We start from the raw sequence: 17,625 nt of genomic DNA, 5'->3' as shown, positions 1-17,625 counted from the left end.
AGGGCTTGCCCGCGAAGGGGCCCTTGAGACCGCCAAAAGCTTCGCTGGCAAGCCAGGCTCCTACAGGTCCGCTGTGTTTGTGAGGGCCGTGTCCCCTCGAATCAGATCAGTACGGTCCACAGGGCAAACCCGGCATACCAGAGCACCGCCGCCCGTAGCAGCAGCTCCCACAGGCTGTCCAGGCTGGTGACGCCATCGGCGCCAACCACCGGCGCGGGGATTTCCCCGGCGACACGCCCCACCTTCTCCACCAGTTGCCGCGCCGTGATGTCCCAGTTGAGCAACTCATGCAGCATCACCCGGCTGACCCCGACGAAGTTGCCCACCAGCGCCAGGCTGGCCGCCAGCAAGCGCACCGGCAACCAGTCGAAGGCGTGCCGCAGCAAGGTCGCACGCTCCACCAGCGCCGGGTCCTGGCCACGTTCCGCCGCCAGCGCCAGCAGCCGATAACTCAGCGCCGCCACCGGACCCAGGAGGAAATACCAGAAAATCACCACAAAGAAACTCTGGTAGGCCTGCCACAACAGGTAGCCCTGGACCTGCTCCAGCAACTGTTCATCGCTGTCGGCGCACACATCCAGGTCACGCTTGGCCACATGCACCGCCGCCTGCACATCACCGCGCCGCCAGGCATCGCGAAACGGCCCGAGGGCCGCCAGCAGATCCCCACGGCCGAGGCTGTAAATCACCACCAGCAAATGCACCGGCAAGGCCAACAAACCATAGGCCAGCGGTTGCAGCGCCATCAACAGCAGACCGAGCACGACCACCGGCAACAGCACCAGCAGGATCAGTACCAGCCAGGGGTGCCCGGCGGTTCGCGGAGCGGCTTCCAGCCGGGCCAGCTCCCGCAGCCAGGCGCCGTCACGTTGGACCCGTTGGCGCAAGGCCGAGAACTTTTCGATCCAGACCGCCAGCAGCAACACCAGAAAACTCATTGTGACTCTCCTTTTTCCAGCACGGCGGCACGAAAGCGCGCCCAGTCAAACGCTGGTCCCGGATCGGTCTTGCGGCCCGGGGCGATATCGCTATGGCCGCAAATCCGTTGCGGGGTAATGGCCGGGTAAGCGGCCCGTAGCTGACGGGTCAAAGCAATCAACGCAGCGTACTGCGCCTCGGTGAAAGGCAGCTCATCGGTGCCCTCCAACTCGATACCCAGGGAAAAATCGTTACAGGTTTCCCGCCCCTCGAAAGACGAGACGCCGGCATGCCAGGCGCGCTCCAGACAAGAGACAAACTGAGTGACTATACCGTCACGCTCAATCAGAAAATGCGCAGACACGCGCAGGTCGGCGATGCCTTCAAAGTAGGCGTGTTCCGTGACATCCAGGCGATTCTGGAAGAACTCCTGCACCTTGCCCGTGGCGAACTGCCCCGGTGGCAGGCTGATGTTGTGGATCACCAGCAGGGAGATTTCTTCGGCTGGACGCTGGTTGAAGTTGGGCGAAGGACAGTGACGCACGTCCTGGCACCAACCGCTGGCGGGATCCAACTGCATACCGATTCCTTCGAAGACAAACACGACAGGCTCAGTATGCCGCGATAGGCACGTGGATGGGTCAGCAATCCGCGCTTATCGAAGAAATTTTCTTGAGCAATGCCCGACGCCAGGACAAGCGAGGCGCACTCAGCGCTTCTTCATCCGCCGCAGATTGCCGATGACCGAGGCCAGCGCCCGGTCGAACAACAAGGCGTCGTCGAGCAGGCGGACCGCGCCACGGCGAAACTCCACGGCCAGGGCCTGGGCCGTTCGCTCCAGCACTTTCATGCCGGTACGATTGACGAAGATGTACTTGCCGCCCGGCTCGATAATCGCCGTCAGCTTGCAGCGCAGGCTGTTCTCCTCGTCCTCGCGGATTTCCACCCACTGGCCGACGCGCAATTGCCGGATCCAGAGCAGCGCGGCGTCATCGGCCGGCAACTCGAAGGCCACGTCTTCGACCTGGGGCTCGTGGGGGGCACTGAGGACAATCTCCTCCACCACCTCGACCATCGCCGGGGCCTGGGCGCTCGCCACGGGTTCGGCATTCTTCCTGGCAAGCTGCTGGAGTACCTGCACATGCAGGCCTTCCAACTGGCTGAAAAACTCACTGGTGGCGAAGGGATCGAACGCGGCGCTGGTCAAGCCGTCGCGCAGGGACTTGAGCAACCCTGGCACCAATTCCAGCAGCTTGAGCCGAGCATCCACCGGGTCCTGGGGTTCGACACTCCAGATCAAATCGTCCAGGGTCTGCAAGCCGGCCTGCCATTCGGCGGACGCTTCGCCCTGCTTGAGCCAGGTCAGCAACAACACCTTGCTCCAGGCCTCCTGGAGCAAACGCACCACCACTTCGGGCAAGGTCCGCCCCAATAACCGCTCGTTCAAGACTTCCTGAACCCGCTGACGCGCCTGCTCGGCCTTGGCCCGGCCTTCTTCGGCATCCCGGGTACGCTGTTCGAGCAATTCGCTACGGCGGCGTTCGTCGCTGGTAAAGGCGAGGAACTCCACCAGCAACTCGGCAAAGATCGCCGGATCGTCAACGAAATCATTCAACAGCCGCTGCACGATCTGCTCGATACGCACATACAGGGCATCACGGTGATAGTCGTCACGGGAACCCCAGCCCAGGGCGGCGGAGGCGATTTCATTCAACAGCCGGCGGGCCGGATGACTGCCGCGACTGAAGAAGCTCTTGTCCAGCACCGCCACTTTCAACATCGGGATCTGCAAGCGGCCGATCAACGCCTTCAGCGAATCCGGCAGGACCCGGTCATCGAGGATAAATTCGAAGAGCATGGCGATCAGGTTGATCACGTCTTCGTCCATGCCCCCGACCACCCGGGACTTGCCGCTTTTCACGCTGACCCGGGTCAACAGCTGTTCCAGCTGGTTGCGCAGATCGAAGTCTTCCGCCGAGCTGGGCTCCGGCACATATTGCTGCAGATGCGAGAGCAGGCGCAGCAGATCGTTGGTGGAAATCGGCTGGACCTCGGAGCCGGCCTCAAGCTTGGGCGCCACGCTGCCACGCACATGCAGCAGGAGTTCCTGCAGGGCGGCGAACACCTCCTGCACGCTTTCATCCAGGGGCTTGGCGCTGGCGGTCGGCGCCTGATGGCCGCGGGTACTGGCCGCCGCGCGATCGCTGGCGCGTCGTGCCGGGGCGGCCTTGAGCTCCGGCAACACACCGGTGGCGATCAGCAGCTGATTGGCTTCGGCATACAACTGGTCGGCGTCGCTGAGAACATACTTTTCAAACAGCTTGAGAATGATCAGCTTGACCTTGATCTCCACCCCGAGATTGCGCCCGGCCTCGAGGAAATACTCACAGAGCATCGCCGGGCCCATGGGGTTGCTCGCGTCATCGACACGTCGGGTAATCAAGGCATTGAAGCGGGTGCTGAGTTGCCCCAGGGCAAAACTGTCGCGGCTGAGGACCTTGGCGACCATGGCATCGAGGGCCACGGTGCGTTCGAGCTCATCATTGGGCACCAGCGCCAGGGCTTCGTAGGACACCACCGAAGACAGTGTCGGCTCACTGATATCGTACTGGCCAAGGCGGTCAAAGGCTTCGAAAAAGCGCTCAAGAAAACCACGCTCGATACTCTTGCGCTTGAGGCGCAGGTCGCGCATGGCTTCGAAAAAAGTGTTCTGGTCGACGTTGTTCTGGGCCTTGTCGGCCATTTCGAACAGGGTGTCGTCGGCATTATCGAAGAGCACCTGCAAGCCTTGCTTGAGCTGCAAGGCCGCCTTGTCCCGGACCTGGACCAGAACCACGGGCAAACGGGCAAGCGGCGACGGCGTCGCTTGATCGTCGGCGGCCTTGTGCAAAGGCACGACCTTCCCGTCATTGTGCATCAAAGCCTCCTGCCGCAGCGGTTCTGTCAGTTCGGGTGAAAGATCGGTGTCTGCGGGGAGTGGGCATCATGCCTCACGACCGCTTCTCGGCGAACACCTCAGGCGCTCACCGGCTATCGATAATCGGGGAATCACAGGGACGTCAAAGCTATGACGTCAATTACAAGGCAGATTATCTTGTAAAAGATGTCACTTTTACTAGTTCTCGGCAATTCCTTTTCAGATCGATATGAAAATAGACCGCCGATCGGGCAAAACGCTCACGGCAAGCGACCAAAGGCAAGGTCCGGGCGGCCAGTCCCGGCCACGCGCCTTGGGTTGGGCGGCGCCCTGCCCCTATAATCAAGATACTTTGTTTGTGGAGTCCGTTATGCCGAATCTACGCCTCGCCGACCTGACCGCCGAAATCGAAGCCAACGTGCGCCGTGCGTTGCTCGAAGACATCGGCAGTGGCGACATCACCGCCCAGTTGATCCCTGCCGAGCGCCTGGCCAAGGCCACCATCATTACCCGCGACGCGGCGACCATCGCCGGTACGGCCTGGGTCGATGCGGTGTTTCGCCAGCTCGACCCAAGGGTGGCCGTGCATTGGCAGGTACGCGACGGCGAACGGGTGCAGCCGAACCAGCCGCTGTTCCATCTGGAAGGCCCGGCGCGTTCGTTGCTCAGCGGCGAACGTTGCGCGCTGAATTTCCTCCAACTGCTGTCCGGGGTCGCGACCCATGCGCGTTATTACGCCGATCAGGTCGCCGATACCGCGGTCAAGTTGCTGGATACCCGCAAGACCTTGCCGGGTTTGCGCCTGGCGCAGAAGTACGCGGTTACCTGTGGTGGCTGTCATAACCATCGGATTGGCTTGTACGACGCGTTCCTGATCAAGGAAAACCATATCGCCGCGTGCGGCGGGATCGCCCAGGCGATCAGCGCGGCGCACAAGATCGCCCCGGGCAAGCCGGTGGAGATCGAGGTGGAAAGTCTTGCCGAGCTCAAGGAAGCGCTGGCGGCGGGGGCGGATATCATCATGCTCGATGAGTTGAGCCTGGACGATATGCGCGAAGCGGTGCGCCTGAATGCCGGCAAGGCGAAGCTGGAAGCCAGTGGCGGGATCAATGAAAGCACCCTGCGACCGATTGCCGAGACCGGCGTGGACTATATCTCCATTGGTGCGATGACCAAGGATGTGAAGGCGGTGGATCTGTCGATGCGTTTGAGTCTCTGAGAAGAGGCTCAACGCAACGAAAAGCGCCGCGACTCAAGCTCCAGCAACCATTGCTTGGCCGCCAGCCCGCCACCGAACCCGGTCAGGCTGCCGTTGCTGCCGATCACCCGATGACAAGGCACGATCACCGGCACCGGATTGCGTCCATTGGCCGCCCCGACTGCCCGTGACGCCTTGGGTCGATTGATCCGCTGGGAAATTTCGCCATAGCTGGTGGTCACGCCGTAAGGAATGGTCACCAGGGCTTGCCAGACGTCTTTCTGGAAGTCCGTGCCGAGCATATTGAGCTTCAGATCGAACTCGACGCGCTCACCGGCAAAGTACTCCTCCAACTGAATACGCACCTGTGCCAGTTTCTCCGGCGCATGCAGCCAGCCGTCCAATGGCGTCTGCGGCCGATAGTCCAGCTCGAAGCGCAGCTCCCGCAGCCCGTCGTCGTCGGCCACCAGCATCATGGGGCCGATGGGCGAAGGGATGATGTCGTAGTAAATCTGGCTTGCTGTCATTTTTGACTCCTGCGTATCGATTCTGCCTCACTCGCCCCGCGCCACAGGTACATCACCGTATAGGCGCGCCATGGCCGCCAGTCTTCGGCGAGCAGTTCCAATGCCTTGGTACTCAAGGGCGGAATATCCCTGACCACTTCGCGACGCAGGATCAGGTCCGCCGCCGGAAAGGCATCGGGATGATTGAGCGCGCGCATGGCGATGTAGTGCGCGGTCCATTCACCAATACCAGGTAAGGCGATCCAGCTTTTGACGAAGTCATTGAGGCGTTGTTCTGTACGAAAACTCACCCGACCATCGAGTAAAGCCTGGGCGATGCCTTGAATGGTGGCGGTGCGTGTCCTGATCACGCCGATTGAGCCCAGGTCCGCGTCGACCATCTGTTCTGGAGACGGAAACAAGCGATCCAGGCCCGGTGCCGGCGGCGCCTCAATGACAGTGCCGAAGCGGGTCACCAGTCGCGATGCCAGGGTACGTGCCGCCGCCACGCTGACCTGCTGCCCCAACACTGCCCGCACCGAAATCTCGAAACCATCCCAGCCGCCTGGCAGCCGCTGCCCAGGATAGCGCTCAACCAGTGGCGCCAGCACCGGGCTCGCGCCCAGGGTAGCGGCGATAGCCTGGGGGTCGGCGTCCAGGTCGAACATCCGGCGAATCCGTGTGACCACCGGTAGCATCTGCCCGGGCGGGACATTGAACAGTTCGAGCTTCAAGGCATGACCGCCATCGGGCCAGGCGCTGATCTGCAGCCAACTGGGCGATTCGTGGCTGCCGAAGACTCGCCGATAGCCTTGCTCGTCGACCACTTCGATACCCGGCAAGGCACGACTGGCGAGGAACGCCAATACAGCCTTGAAATCGTAGGGAGGTCGATAGCCCAGGCGCAGGACCAACGCGCTGTTGGCATTGGCCAAGGGCTTGCGGCGAAAATCCCGGGGCGGTGCATGGTTGGCTTCGGCAAAGGCCGAGTTGAAGCGACGCAGACTCTGGAAGCCCGAAGCCAGCGCCACTTCGGTGATCGGCAGCGCGGTTTCGGTCAGCAGTTGCTTGGCGAACAACAGACGCTGGGTGGCATGGACCGCGATAGGTGGAGCGCCAAGGTGTTTGACGAACAGGCGCCGCAGCTGTCGGGCGCCGACATCGAGTCGGGCAGCCAGGTCGTCGAGGGACTGTTCGGCGAGAAAACCTTCGTGAATCAGCTTCAGCCCGCGGCCGACCAGATGTTCGCCATGCAGCCAGATAGTGTTGCCCGGCGCCAGTTCTGGGCGGCAACGCAGGCAGGGGCGGAAGCCCAAGGCCTCGGCGGCGGCGGCACTGGGGTAGTACTGCACATTCTCGACCTTGGGCGGACGCGCCGGGCAGACGGGACGGCAGTAGATCCGGGTACTGAGGACCGCCGTGAAAAAGACCCCGTCGAAGCGCGCATCGCGGCTCAGGCGGGCCTTTTCGCAGATATCGGCCGAGGGAAATGAGGAAGCAATGGTCGTGTTCATGGGCAGAGACTAGCACCGGTGATGGGGCTGTTCTCGCCATTTTCGGACGTCAATGATGTGGTGCGGAGATAGGAATCGAACCAATCTGAAAAAGTTCAGTAAACACGTCAGCTTTTGCTGATACAAAAACAATATAGGTACTCATTTAGGGACTCAGCAAAAACCAAGGTCTGCCGTCAGCTCTTAACCGCTGTGGCACCTCAGATTAGTCCAGGCATTTGCATTCGATCTGACCACTGATTGCATCGGATTTGACCAGCACGCTTAGTAATCATGATCGGCAGGGAGCTGCCCATAGCTGACGGTGGCGACAGGCAGAAATCGGCCGATTCTGTTGAAAAAGTCGACCTGAGCTGGCTGTCCGTGCATTGAGCGTTGAAAACGCCATTTTTGCACGCTGCTACGTAAAATCTGAGTCCTGAACCCTCTGCTCAAAACACAGATTTCAATCTCAGACGCGTACTTTTCTGCCATGGAAACCGAAGCCGACTTTTTCAACAGAATCGGCCAATTTCTGCCTTTCAGCAAAGGCAGAAAACGCCCAGTAGCACCTGTCGTTTCCGCTTTTGGATTCTCAGATCAAACTTCCTGGTAAGCTGATATGAACACGCTCGCCGGAGATGCTTTCCAGAAACTCTTGGGGAAGAACTCTTTCGAACACATCCAGCGTGGCGCTGTACTCGGCATGATGTGTCCTCCGGATTTATGGAAGGACAGGCATGGACCTTATAGGCAACGAGATCGGGCGCTAATCGGCCAAAAGCAATCAGATGTAACGGGCAGATCACGGCTCCTAAACCTACTTGTGGCGGCTGCGTTTCCTGAGCTTTAAGCTGAGTGCGTCCGGGGTCTGGCTAAGCTAGCCTATACGAGTCGCACCTATAGCCTGATAGCTGTAAAACAAGGGCAATTGTGCGCTACCGAACAGCGGGATACTTGATAGACTGCGCCGCACACGTCCAGGGAGTGGTAAATCATGCGTGGGGCGTTCGCTCTGATTGCGCTGTTAAGTGTTTTCTGGTCTTGCCAAGGGTATTCAGCCCTCAAAGTGGAGCAACTCAAGTCCACGGTCGATCCGCAAAAAGCCGAGGACTTCGCCACGCCGCTGATCGTGGGGTCGCCGGCAACGGTCGCACGACGCATCAATAACTGGCTGCAATATACCCAGCTGGGTTTGACTGACGGCGCGTATAAAACCTCGCCCTTTGAAAACCAGGACCCAGAGACAGGCACAACCGGCCTGAGCTACGTCGTGCTGGGGCAAACCCCGCAGTATTTGTCGCTTGAGTTGCGTGGCGAGTATATGGGTGCCTATCCCAGCTCCCACAGTCAGCCTGTGGTGTTTGATCTGCAGAGTGGAGACCGGATCGAGCTGGCGGACCTGCTGACACCGTCCGGTATGGCGCGCTTCGACAAACGCATGCTCCGCGAGCGTCTGGCGGCCATTGATGCCTTCCTGAAACTGCCGGACACGCGCTTATCGGAAGGTGATCAGGATGGCCACGAAGACTCCGAAACCCAGCGCCGTCTCTATCGGGAATGTCGTGCAAAAATGGTGAGTGGCCAGATCCGCCGCAACGAGTTTTATCTCGCCGACGGCAAGCTGACGGCGCTGCAAGGCTGTGACTTTCCCCATGTCGTCCAGGCGCTGGATGACCTTATGGATTTACCTCACAGCGAAACGTTTGCCGCGCTGGATCATGACCTGACGCCCTATGGTCACTGCCTGTTGATCGCTCATGGCACGCAGTGTGGTTTGCGCGCCGCGTCGGGGATCCACGAAGGCTTGTACGTGGGCACGATGGCTGGCAAGTTGCCGATCAGCCTGATGGTGTTTGGTGATGGCGGGCCATTTTATTTCTATGACCGCTACAAGGAACACATTCCCTTGACGCTCTCGCGACTGGGAGCGGGGCACATCGTGTTGTTGTTCTCCCACGAAAACCAGTCGTCCGAGAAGTTTGATTTGACCGTCGCTGCCGATGGCAGCCTGTCCGGCGGCTGGAGCCGGGGTGGGGCCGAGCCGGTTCCCGTCGTTCTGCATTAATTTCGCCAGGCCATTTCACCCCAATAAGGAAGTCCCATGTTTAGGGCGCTGTCAGCTTGTGTGCTGCTGTGTTTCGTCGGTCCTGCCATTGCCCTCGGGGTCGAGAGTGTTACGCCCGCATTGCCTTTTGCGCCTTTACCAGCCGTCACGATCAACGAATCCGGCAGCTTCACGCCCAATGCTGCCGGTGTACTCGAGTGGATTGGGCATGACTCCTACAAATCTTCCACAGGTGAAAAATGCCCGGTCAACCCGATGACTTGGGACAGTTGGAACCCGGTGACGGGCGAGTTGGTGCAGCGACCGATAGTCATCGATGGTCACGAAAATGATTCGCTCTATTGGCAGGCGCGACTGGCCACCGGGATCGTCGGGTTCTGGGCCATTGACTGTGGCGGACGCAAGGCCGGCTGGTTCGGTTTCATTGGCAACGATGGCAAGGTGTTGAGGTTGGACGACAAGCAGTGGCCCCGCCTGGTTTATCGTTCACGCACGGTGGTGCTTTCAGCGACCTCGCTGGCGCACGTCTGGCGCGCAAACAACGATCATTATTTACACGCGGAGATTGTCCGTTTGCAAGACAACACCTTGCAAGTGCAGTCGATACCCGACCTGCCAATCGCCTATCGAAACGACTATGGGCTGGCGGCGTATGGCGACCGTCTGATGATTCTCGGGGGTGGTGACGAGGAGTATCGCGGCTGCAATGTGTGCCGTGACGAAACCCATGTGTTCGACGCGACTACTGGCCAATGGAGCGATGGCCCGAAGATGCTGGAAGGTCGATCCGAACTCAACGCCACGGCCCTGGCCGATGGCAGTGTGCTGGTTTCGGGTGGCTACACGCGCAAGGCGGGATGGGGGAAAGGGCCTTCGCAGACTGCCGAGAGGCTAAACCCGGCGACCAACCGCTTTGAACCGGTTGCGCCCATGCCGTCCGCCAATGCAAAACACACGGCCATCGACCTGCCCGGCAGCGACGGCCAGGTGATGATGATCGGCGGCTCCAGCGGCAATATCGTCTCTTATGACCCGGCCAGTGATACCTGGCAGTTGCTGGCGACCTGCAATGGCCCGTGCAACGTCTTCCCCTTTCAGGCCGCCGGTCGCCTATATGGTTGGGTTGAGTCACGCGCCGAAGATAACGATGCCTACAGCGGCCCCAAGAGGCTTGCTCCGATAGCGTTGCGTCAGTCAACCTCGGCTCATCCGGCCGTCGTTGCGGTGGCGCCGCAACTCCTGTCGCTGGGGCGCCAGAGCGTGACGTTCCTGCCTTCGACGGCGACCCTGCCCGCGATGGTGATCAGCGGTTCCGGGCTTAACGCCGCTGATACCATTGACACGTCGGGGCGCATGGTCACGGTCCAGCCCATGTTGGGGCCGCACTATCGAGCGACGGCGTTGCGTTTCAATGGTGGCGTACTGGTGTATGGCGGCGAGCGGGATAATGGCCGTGCGCCGCCGACGGAACCGGCCATGGAGTGGCTACCGCCAGACAACGCGATCGGCCCCGCGCAATGGCAACGGGTAGTCGGAACGCCACCATCGTATATCAGCGCCGTCACCAGCCTGGCCAATGGCAATCTGCTGGAGGTCAACGAGGCGGGCGAGATTCATGAAGTCAGTCTGGACACCAGCCAGGCTCCAGCGACGCTGAAGCGCACGGCGTGGCCTGCTTTCCGGCACTTGCGCAAACCGACCGAGAAAAACCCCATGCAGATTCGCCAGCTTGATGATGGGCGAGTGGTCTTTGCCGCAGGTGAGATCCAACCAGTCGGCATGACCTTGCTGAAGCCTGATTCCGATCAGCCGGATTCCAAGGACGAGGTGCAATACCTGGGGGATTTCGACAGCGCCATGACTTACGCGATATTCGACTCGCGGAATCAGCGGTGGATCGAATCGGCCCCCGATGCCTATGAGAATGTCACGACCTTCATTCTAGCGGACGGTCGGGTCGCCCGCTTTGCCCAGGAGCCACTTGGCCCCGAGGCTGGTTTATCGCCCTCCATGCGCCTGTCGACAGCTGACGGCGCGCACTGGACCAGCCCCGCACGCAACGGCCTGCCGGTCGCCAAGGAGTACCGGGTTTATTTCAATATGAGCGACGACCTGCTGAGGAAAGAGTGGCTGATCGAAAAGGGCGCAAAGAACGACGGGCATTACATTCTCGAATGGTTTGACCTGGTGACCTCGACATGGCGCACCGTGCTCGATATGGACACCTACGGTCCCGAGTACCAGGTGGTGGCGCTACCCAATGGGCACAGATTTGTGTTGGCCCGAGACATATGATGAAACCCACGCTTTTACTGCTGAGCAGCCTGCTGACGTGCAACGCCGCGCTGGCGCTGGATGACGCCACATCCTTCGGGCAATTGACGATGGTGGTGGGTAACGATATGACTACCTCGGATGAAATCGTGCCGGGAAACGACTGGCTGTCGTTGCACTGTGACCCGAGCGGTTGCCGACTGCTGCCCGCGACTGTGGCGGTTGGCGGCGAAGAGCCGAGCACTCGCGACAGCATGAACATGACCCTGCATCGCTTGCACTTCGCCAACGCGGGTCCCGAAGGCACCACGGGCGTCGAAGTATGGTTGCGCCGCAATTCCCGTTTCCCCTGGCTCAAGCCCGGACCGGTGCTGACCTATACCGCCACAGAGGGGCCTGTGGATGGGGTCGCAGATCTTGCGACCAAGTCGGTCAGCGTGCCGCTGGCCGATCGCACGGTGACGCTGATGCCGTTGCTGGATATCGAGCATCGGCAGATCCCGCTGCAACTTCGCGAGCCGAAACAACGGCAGATGCTCGACGACATGACCGCGTGTCTGGTGGCGACCGGTTACTTGCGCTGGTCCGGGGACCTGGATGGCGATGGGCGCCCGGATTATCTGATCGATTACCCTCGGGGTTCCGCTGGCACTCACTCGGTGTTGTACCTATCTACGATGGCAAGCCCGAGCCAGTTGGTCGGTTCGAGCGCTGTGTTCGACAGTACTGTCGGGTTTAACGGATGTGATGACAGTGAGTGGTTTGGTAGCGAATAAAACGCGGTATTAATCGCCATTGGTTTCGTAGACGCCTTGAACGGCTGCATTGGGTCCAGGCTGTGTAAAAACGCTTCGTCAAAATTGAAGTTTGCGCGTCTATGCGAAATCTGAAGATTATCGGCTGCTCAGCTGATCTGGATTTTGCGTAGAAACGCGATTTTCAGTCCAGCACTGGGCTCCAATCGCGCTGAAAAACGTTTTTACACAGCCTCGGTCGGAAGCGGCCGTGGCGAATGGACCACTACGGCCGCAGCCGCTGCGCCCAAGCTACCGTGCGAAGCTTCGGGGGCGCCTTCGTCACCCTACCGAAGCCGATTAAGAGGTTCTCGTCGCCGTCCGGGCCGCCAGGGGACCAGAACTGGCATACGTTGACATTGCCGGCAAATGCCGGCATGCTAACTCAATTGATGCCGGCATCCGCCGGCAATTTTCTGAAAGGACTGGCTCATGTCAACGGAATACAAGCCCACGCTACGTTTTAACGCACTTGAAACCCGCCGCATCAACTCCGCAGCCAGCAAGGCAGAGCTGAAACCGGCCGAATGGATGCGCAAGCTGATCCTCGATCACGCCCCGCAGTTGACCATCGCCGACCCACTGGCCGTGCGCGTGGCTGGCTTTGATGAACGGTGTGGCTGGAACCTCATTCACTACGCCGAAGCGCTGGCCCATGCCAAGACCTTCCAGGCGGACGTCAGCGATATCGCGGACTACATGGAACGCTACACGACGATCGAGGACGAGGAGGAGTGGATCGACGGCGACAAACTCCCGGGCGTGTCAGCTCTCGATGTGACCAGTGTAGAGGCAAGGGCTATAGATCTGTGCCGGGCGATCAATCTCGCGCACATACGCGCCGAGCTTGCGAGCGAGAGGGTGTCGGCCAGTTAGTTAAACGGTCGCTGGTCGTCGACTCAGGCCAGGCCGATCAGATCGGGCACGAGATCAGCCTGGGTGAGGTGAAGCGGATTAGGCTGTAAGCCATACCTGCCCCTCCTAAAGCCCCGCCAGGGGCGGGGCTGGGTGTCACGGATTACCAGCCATCTGACGGGCGTAATGACGGTCACTGAGATTCTTCTTAGGATCAGCCTTGGCCCAACGCTCCGGCCCCTTACAGTCCATGCAGATCAGTATCTGTTTATCGGTACTGAGAGTGTACAGGTGAGTTTTAGAACCATCGCCGATCTTCAAGCCGGCGTCCGTTACATTGAACCCTGGAACCTCATACCCCAGACGATCATCCATATTCTCGAACTTGAACGACCAGACCCTGATCTGTTTCTCGCGCCAGATGGTCATTATGGTCAAAGGGTCTTGTTTCGTAGTACGTTGAAAGACCCAATCGCCCTCATAAGGCGTCAGCTTCGGGGCTTCTAAATTACGTAGACCTTGCTCCAGGGCTTTCTGCTGCATTTTTTCCCGTTCGGCATTCCGCGCTTCCTCGTTCTTGCGGGCTTGCTCCTTAAGCATCTGATCTACGTCATACGGCCCTTTAGGGTCATATTTCCAAACATGCTCGTCCGTCTCCATGCCGAGTACCTTGCAATTAAGGCAGTCAAGGCTTCGCTCATCGACGTTACGCCTCATTACCAGACGTGTAGAGCCGTTCACGGCATCAAGAAGAAGTTTCTTATCTTTTACCGAAACCTTCATTTTACCCAGAGGTTTGATGCCGTCTTTCTCAAAATCCCCAAAGAGCTCCGCTTCATCACTATGAACATTGAGAACCATGGCCCCCTTCATAGTTGAGTCTTTAAATCGGTAAGCCCCAGTAAAATCCTCACCACCACAGGCAGCAAGGAGTGAACCGGAAACAACAGTTGCCACTAGCCTGAATAAAGTACGCATAACATCCTTTTTTGCTATTTATGACGCCTGTTTCCTAGCGTCCTGTGAGGGGGAGCAATAGCCCAAAGCGGCACGCCAAAACAAAGAAGTCATTTTGCCATCATTGCCATTTGTTTGCCATTGAGCTCGCCAACGAACAATTCAGCGCGAAACGGATCCAGTCGCAGCGGTACTGGCATCCAGTACAGCCGCAGCACCGCTCCATCCGTCGCGACGATCACAGGCCGCGTCGAGGAGGCCGACCAGACCAGCTCTGGACAGAGGCAACTGACGAGTATCAACTCATCCAGGTCAGCGTGAATCATCGTCCGATCCTCCGCGATGCTCCAGCCACTCCCCCAACCCCCACAAAACGGCGCCCAGCGCAGCCAGCGCGACGATGCACCGCAGCGGCAACCAGCGATTTGAACCGATCCAGACCCCCAGTCCACCGAAGAAAACCGTCATCAACAGCCGCTTCATCTCACGCCTCAGATTTTGTTCGAGAGGCAAACGTTAACCGTGGGTCGGGACGTGTCATCGAGGCGCCACGAAAAATCGCCAATTCCTGAACTTGGAAGTGGCGAAACTTCAGCGGCATCGCTGAGAACGACGGTGACTCCCTTAGTGGATTTGGGTGGCACAAATGCGGTCCGCTGTTATCTCTCAGGGGTATTTGAGTGACGCGCCGCTGGTTCAGTGGGGTTTCTCAGGGGCATGAGAGTGACTCGATTATTGTCCGCTGTGCCCCCGTGGTTGGGGGTGTAGTGAATGCTCGGTATAACTAGGTGGCTTATTGGGGAGATCGGAGGAGGAAGCCAGGTAAGCAGCAGTGAGCCGCCAGTGGTGAGAATGGGAAATGAGCCGTTATAATGAGGTGAGGGCAGTGGGCCACCCAGCAGAGGTGGCTGGTGATGCTGACGATGCCAGTAAGACCGGTACCCAGCATCACGCGCCCATTCCTATTGCTCAGGTCAAACATATAGATGGGCCTGTACTATGGTGTGCCCAACCTAGTGCATCACCAACTCACTTGAACGGCGAGTCTTCTGCCCGAAAAGATCTCAACGTGGCGGTGGCGGTGGGACCAGTCGTGAACGCCGGACCTCGCCACGCCCGCTCGGATTGGGTGTTGTAGGCCAATACATCTTCGCCACGCTGTCAGACGCGCCGGGATTTGGCGCAGGCCGAACTGGCGGAAGCGAACCGCTGCCAGCAAGGCTCGGGGAGACGGGACGCGGCGGAATCGTACTACCACCGACACCAGAACCACCCCCTCCCCGTCCAACTGCTCCCCCCCTCATCGCGCCCAGTCGGCTAATCGCCATAACAGTTCCCACAGCACGTGCTGCGAATCCACCGACACCACTAGCTGTAGCCATCGCGCCAGTCAGACTGCCCGCCAAGCCACCCAGAGAAACACCGGTCAGACTAGATGCAATCCAGGTCGTGATAGCGAGCAGGATCGCCGCAATCGCGCCCATAAATCCGCGTATCGCGTCGAACCCAGCACCAGAACCTGTCCAACCACTCGCGGCAGCCGCCTGACCAATAGCGACGGAGGCCATTACGAGCGAGACAGCCACGATTAGGGCATGCGCAAAAAGCATTGCAATAACAGGGAAAAACAGGAGTGATGCCCAGCTCATCAGAACCCGCGCCCCCCGTAATGGGGTAAGCAGCAACGCCACCGGCGCAGCAAGCAGCACGAGCCAGAACAACCAGGCCGACAACATCACGTATCCCGGCAGCAGGGTTTGCAGATCAAGCCAACCAGACATGTCCTTGAACATTTGAACACTGGCTAGAACGCCCGCCCCAATCTCAGAGCTCTCTTTCGAAAGGCCGGTAGTGCTTTGCAATGAGCGCGTCATAAAGCGTTGCCATGCCGTCGCAGTGCTCACGGCCCCCACTTCGGCACTAACACGTTGACCGCCGGCAATTGTTCCGCCTGCCTCTTTTAGAGCCTGGTAGGCCTGTTCAGCGCCCAACTGGGCTATTTTGTAGGCCTCCACGCAACTGCTAGGCTGAAACATGATTGCAGTGTTATCCCCCCCCACAACCTCCGACTTCTGGCCAGGGATCATCGTAATCGGCAGATAACTTGGAGTTGCATCTGATTTTCCGGTGAACAGAGCCTGCCAGTGCGCTTGGGTAGGTAGTGCATAACGGCCGCCCTGAAACGGCCCGGAAGTCTCCAGAGCTGCCATTCCTGCCTCACGGCGTGATCGGATCGAACCAATGTCTACGGCTTGGTTAAGCCCGGTTCGAGCAGCGCCGCCGCCCAGGAGATAGTTAAGCCACCCACCATTCTCCTCAGCAGAGCCATTTAGGTATTTTCCTAAACCGTCACCTGCCGCCTTTATTTGGGCTAACAGTCCGATTTGCTCATCTGGAATGCCAAGCCCGCCGCCGCCCAAGAGGCCAACCGCATGCAAGGACTCAACTTTCGCTGCATGCTCAGGTCCCGCCAATTCCGCACGACCTGGTGCACAACTGGCATTGTAATCCTGGATCAGTCGGGCCAGATCGGTGCCCTGGTACAACTGCGCGCCCCGGGCCACGATGTCATCGACTGCCGCCTGAGCCGGGATAATCGATCCGGCAATAGTGTGCTCGCTGAGCACCCCATCCAGCGCCGATCGATAGATACGATGCACTGCCATTGCCAATTTCAGGGGCGTTGCCTGAATCTCCACCAAATTAACCGAGGTCCCACTGGGCAGTTGCACGGTCGCCGGCCTCATCCCGTAAAGCACGAAAAAGAAAATGACCGCACCGCTCGCCAAACTACGAGCCAACCCATCATATGCTCGCAGCACAGTCATTATGAGCCAGGCAAATCCGACTGCTCCGCTCAGTCCAACGCTGCTGCTGTTAAATGCAGTAAAAATGGGTTGAGTTGCGGCGAGCATGGTCATGCCCACGTCATCCCACAGAGCAAATATCCAACCGAACCCTGCGTAGCCCTCCGGGGTTGCCGCGACGCTCATACCGAACATTCCGGCCAGCGACTACCCAGCCGCCGGCGCAGTGTGAGGAGCAGGCGCAGCCCCCACATGCCGACCCACAGCAAACATAGGGTGAAACCGAGCAGGATCAGATACTGGGCCAGCGGCGCAGTCAGTAGATCGCCGGTTCGCTGAACGGCATCGTATTGCTCCAGTGCTCGGCGCCCGTATACGCCGGGCATGAGCAGCATGGCGGCAATGTGGAGCAGCCCGAGCAGAGGGCCGAGCGCAATTCCGGCCCAACCAACTCGTTTCGTGATTGCTGGCATACGCTGATGTGCTGCATCCAAAATTCGCGAAATTTTCTTGCTGGTCATCATTCGCCATATCCCCTCATCCATGTTGACTGCAACCAGCGTAATGGCGAAGCCACTGTGTCACCACCGAACCCGATGCACTTTCTATGTTGCGCGTAAGCCCGCTATGTAACGCGCCTAATCGGCGCTTTACATAGCGGGCTTACTGGATATCTATGATTTAGCGCAACAGACATAACGCAACCCTAAACGATTGCGTCCTCCCCCTAGGCTCTCGTAAGCTGACCAGGCTCAAAACCGCCCTGCCCGGCCGCTCGTGCCCGTGTTGTTCATGGGGATAGGCAATGGCAGAGGGCTCCTGTTCTGCGTCATCGCAG

15 protein-coding genes are annotated in these 17,625 nt (G+C 59.3%); 5 read left to right on the top strand and 10 right to left on the bottom strand.

The window, feature by feature from the left end:
* Positions 1 to 101: 101 nt before the first annotated feature.
* From ampE to M5C71_RS06765, 3 genes are all read right to left on the bottom strand, one after another.
* Entirely contained in the window at positions 102 to 938 is an 837-nt protein-coding gene (gene ampE / locus M5C71_RS06775; RefSeq protein ID WP_103494701.1) for a regulatory signaling modulator protein AmpE, read from the bottom strand.
* Positions 935 to 1,498, bottom strand: coding sequence for a 1,6-anhydro-N-acetylmuramyl-L-alanine amidase AmpD (gene ampD / locus M5C71_RS06770; protein WP_103494700.1), 564 nt, complete (start codon positions 1,496 to 1,498; stop codon positions 935 to 937). Before ampD ends, ampE begins: the two co-directional genes overlap by 4 nt.
* A 129-nt stretch (positions 1,499 to 1,627) precedes the next feature.
* A complete protein-coding gene (locus tag M5C71_RS06765; protein WP_248767514.1) occupies positions 1,628 to 3,835 on the bottom strand; it encodes a DUF1631 domain-containing protein in 2,208 nt (735 codons plus the stop codon).
* 370 nt (positions 3,836 to 4,205) lie between these two features.
* Here M5C71_RS06765 and nadC point away from each other — a divergent pair, with 370 nt between their 5' ends.
* Positions 4,206 to 5,054: a carboxylating nicotinate-nucleotide diphosphorylase gene (nadC, locus tag M5C71_RS06760; protein ID WP_248767513.1), complete on the top strand. Its 849-nt coding sequence runs from the start codon at positions 4,206 to 4,208 to the stop codon at positions 5,052 to 5,054.
* A gap of 8 nt (positions 5,055 to 5,062) precedes the next feature.
* Here the strand turns inward: nadC and M5C71_RS06755 are convergent, their stop codons facing one another.
* Complete coding sequence (locus tag M5C71_RS06755; RefSeq protein WP_177099389.1) at positions 5,063 to 5,560, bottom strand: methylated-DNA--[protein]-cysteine S-methyltransferase; 498 nt, start codon at positions 5,558 to 5,560, stop codon at positions 5,063 to 5,065.
* Complete coding sequence (locus M5C71_RS06750; RefSeq protein WP_248767512.1) at positions 5,557 to 7,053, bottom strand: AlkA N-terminal domain-containing protein; 1,497 nt, start codon at positions 7,051 to 7,053, stop codon at positions 5,557 to 5,559. Before M5C71_RS06750 ends, M5C71_RS06755 begins: the two co-directional genes overlap by 4 nt.
* A 976-nt stretch (positions 7,054 to 8,029) precedes the next feature.
* Here M5C71_RS06750 and M5C71_RS06745 point away from each other — a divergent pair.
* From M5C71_RS06745 to M5C71_RS06730, 4 genes are all read left to right on the top strand, one after another.
* Positions 8,030 to 9,100 (top strand): hypothetical protein, encoded by a 1,071-nt coding sequence (locus tag M5C71_RS06745; protein WP_248747521.1) that lies wholly within the window; start codon positions 8,030 to 8,032, stop codon positions 9,098 to 9,100.
* Between the two features lie 36 nt (positions 9,101 to 9,136).
* Positions 9,137 to 11,395 carry a hypothetical protein gene (locus M5C71_RS06740; RefSeq protein WP_248747520.1) on the top strand — a complete coding sequence of 753 codons (2,259 nt, stop codon included), beginning with the start codon at positions 9,137 to 9,139 and terminating at the stop codon, positions 11,393 to 11,395.
* On the top strand, positions 11,395 to 12,150 hold the full coding sequence (locus tag M5C71_RS06735; RefSeq protein WP_248747519.1) for a hypothetical protein: 756 nt from the start codon (positions 11,395 to 11,397) through the stop codon (positions 12,148 to 12,150). Before M5C71_RS06740 ends, M5C71_RS06735 begins: the two co-directional genes overlap by 1 nt.
* A gap of 450 nt (positions 12,151 to 12,600) precedes the next feature.
* On the top strand, positions 12,601 to 13,044 hold the full coding sequence (locus M5C71_RS06730) for a hypothetical protein (protein WP_248747518.1): 444 nt from the start codon (positions 12,601 to 12,603) through the stop codon (positions 13,042 to 13,044).
* Positions 13,045 to 13,179: 135 nt separating this feature from the next.
* Here M5C71_RS06730 and M5C71_RS06725 read toward each other — a convergent pair whose 3' ends face one another.
* The 5 genes from M5C71_RS06725 to M5C71_RS06705 all read right to left on the bottom strand — a co-directional run bounded on the left by M5C71_RS06725 (position 13,180) and on the right by M5C71_RS06705 (position 17,311).
* A complete protein-coding gene (locus M5C71_RS06725) occupies positions 13,180 to 14,001 on the bottom strand; it encodes a hypothetical protein (protein ID WP_248747517.1) in 822 nt (273 codons plus the stop codon).
* A gap of 89 nt (positions 14,002 to 14,090) precedes the next feature.
* On the bottom strand, positions 14,091 to 14,306 hold the full coding sequence (locus M5C71_RS06720; RefSeq protein ID WP_248747516.1) for a hypothetical protein: 216 nt from the start codon (positions 14,304 to 14,306) through the stop codon (positions 14,091 to 14,093).
* Complete coding sequence (locus M5C71_RS06715; RefSeq protein ID WP_248747515.1) at positions 14,293 to 14,463, bottom strand: hypothetical protein; 171 nt, start codon at positions 14,461 to 14,463, stop codon at positions 14,293 to 14,295. The genes M5C71_RS06720 and M5C71_RS06715 overlap by 14 nt, the downstream gene beginning before the upstream one ends.
* Before the next feature lie 581 nt (positions 14,464 to 15,044).
* Positions 15,045 to 16,973, bottom strand: a complete 1,929-nt coding sequence (locus M5C71_RS06710) for a hypothetical protein (RefSeq protein WP_248747514.1) — start codon at positions 16,971 to 16,973, stop codon at positions 15,045 to 15,047.
* A complete protein-coding gene (locus M5C71_RS06705) occupies positions 16,970 to 17,311 on the bottom strand; it encodes a hypothetical protein (RefSeq protein ID WP_248747513.1) in 342 nt (113 codons plus the stop codon). The genes M5C71_RS06710 and M5C71_RS06705 overlap by 4 nt, the downstream gene beginning before the upstream one ends.
* Between the last annotated feature and the right edge of the window lie 314 nt (positions 17,312 to 17,625).

The sequence above is a fragment of the Pseudomonas sp. MWU12-2345 genome, from assembly GCF_023242385.1.
Lineage (GTDB): Bacteria > Pseudomonadota > Gammaproteobacteria > Pseudomonadales > Pseudomonadaceae > Aquipseudomonas > Aquipseudomonas gingeri_D.
This window is presented reverse-complemented; position numbering and strand designations above follow the sequence as displayed.

What these genes read in the sequence shown, in the direction of transcription:
- ampE (WP_103494701.1), bottom strand. Translation starts at nt 938, where the DNA reads ATGAGTTTTCTGGTGTTGCTGCTGGCGGTCTGGATCGAAAAGTTCTCG.
- ampD (WP_103494700.1), bottom strand. Translation starts at nt 1,498, where the DNA reads ATGCAGTTGGATCCCGCCAGCGGTTGGTGCCAGGACGTGCGTCACTGT.
- M5C71_RS06765 (WP_248767514.1), bottom strand. Translation starts at nt 3,835, where the DNA reads ATGCACAATGACGGGAAGGTCGTGCCTTTGCACAAGGCCGCCGACGAT.
- nadC (WP_248767513.1), top strand. Translation starts at nt 4,206, where the DNA reads ATGCCGAATCTACGCCTCGCCGACCTGACCGCCGAAATCGAAGCCAAC.
- M5C71_RS06755 (WP_177099389.1), bottom strand. Translation starts at nt 5,560, where the DNA reads ATGACAGCAAGCCAGATTTACTACGACATCATCCCTTCGCCCATCGGC.
- M5C71_RS06750 (WP_248767512.1), bottom strand. Translation starts at nt 7,053, where the DNA reads ATGAACACGACCATTGCTTCCTCATTTCCCTCGGCCGATATCTGCGAA.
- M5C71_RS06745 (WP_248747521.1), top strand. Translation starts at nt 8,030, where the DNA reads ATGCGTGGGGCGTTCGCTCTGATTGCGCTGTTAAGTGTTTTCTGGTCT.
- M5C71_RS06740 (WP_248747520.1), top strand. Translation starts at nt 9,137, where the DNA reads ATGTTTAGGGCGCTGTCAGCTTGTGTGCTGCTGTGTTTCGTCGGTCCT.
- M5C71_RS06735 (WP_248747519.1), top strand. Translation starts at nt 11,395, where the DNA reads ATGAAACCCACGCTTTTACTGCTGAGCAGCCTGCTGACGTGCAACGCC.
- M5C71_RS06730 (WP_248747518.1), top strand. Translation starts at nt 12,601, where the DNA reads ATGTCAACGGAATACAAGCCCACGCTACGTTTTAACGCACTTGAAACC.
- M5C71_RS06725 (WP_248747517.1), bottom strand. Translation starts at nt 14,001, where the DNA reads ATGCGTACTTTATTCAGGCTAGTGGCAACTGTTGTTTCCGGTTCACTC.
- M5C71_RS06720 (WP_248747516.1), bottom strand. Translation starts at nt 14,306, where the DNA reads ATGATTCACGCTGACCTGGATGAGTTGATACTCGTCAGTTGCCTCTGT.
- M5C71_RS06715 (WP_248747515.1), bottom strand. Translation starts at nt 14,463, where the DNA reads ATGAAGCGGCTGTTGATGACGGTTTTCTTCGGTGGACTGGGGGTCTGG.
- M5C71_RS06710 (WP_248747514.1), bottom strand. Translation starts at nt 16,973, where the DNA reads ATGAGCGTCGCGGCAACCCCGGAGGGCTACGCAGGGTTCGGTTGGATA.
- M5C71_RS06705 (WP_248747513.1), bottom strand. Translation starts at nt 17,311, where the DNA reads ATGATGACCAGCAAGAAAATTTCGCGAATTTTGGATGCAGCACATCAG.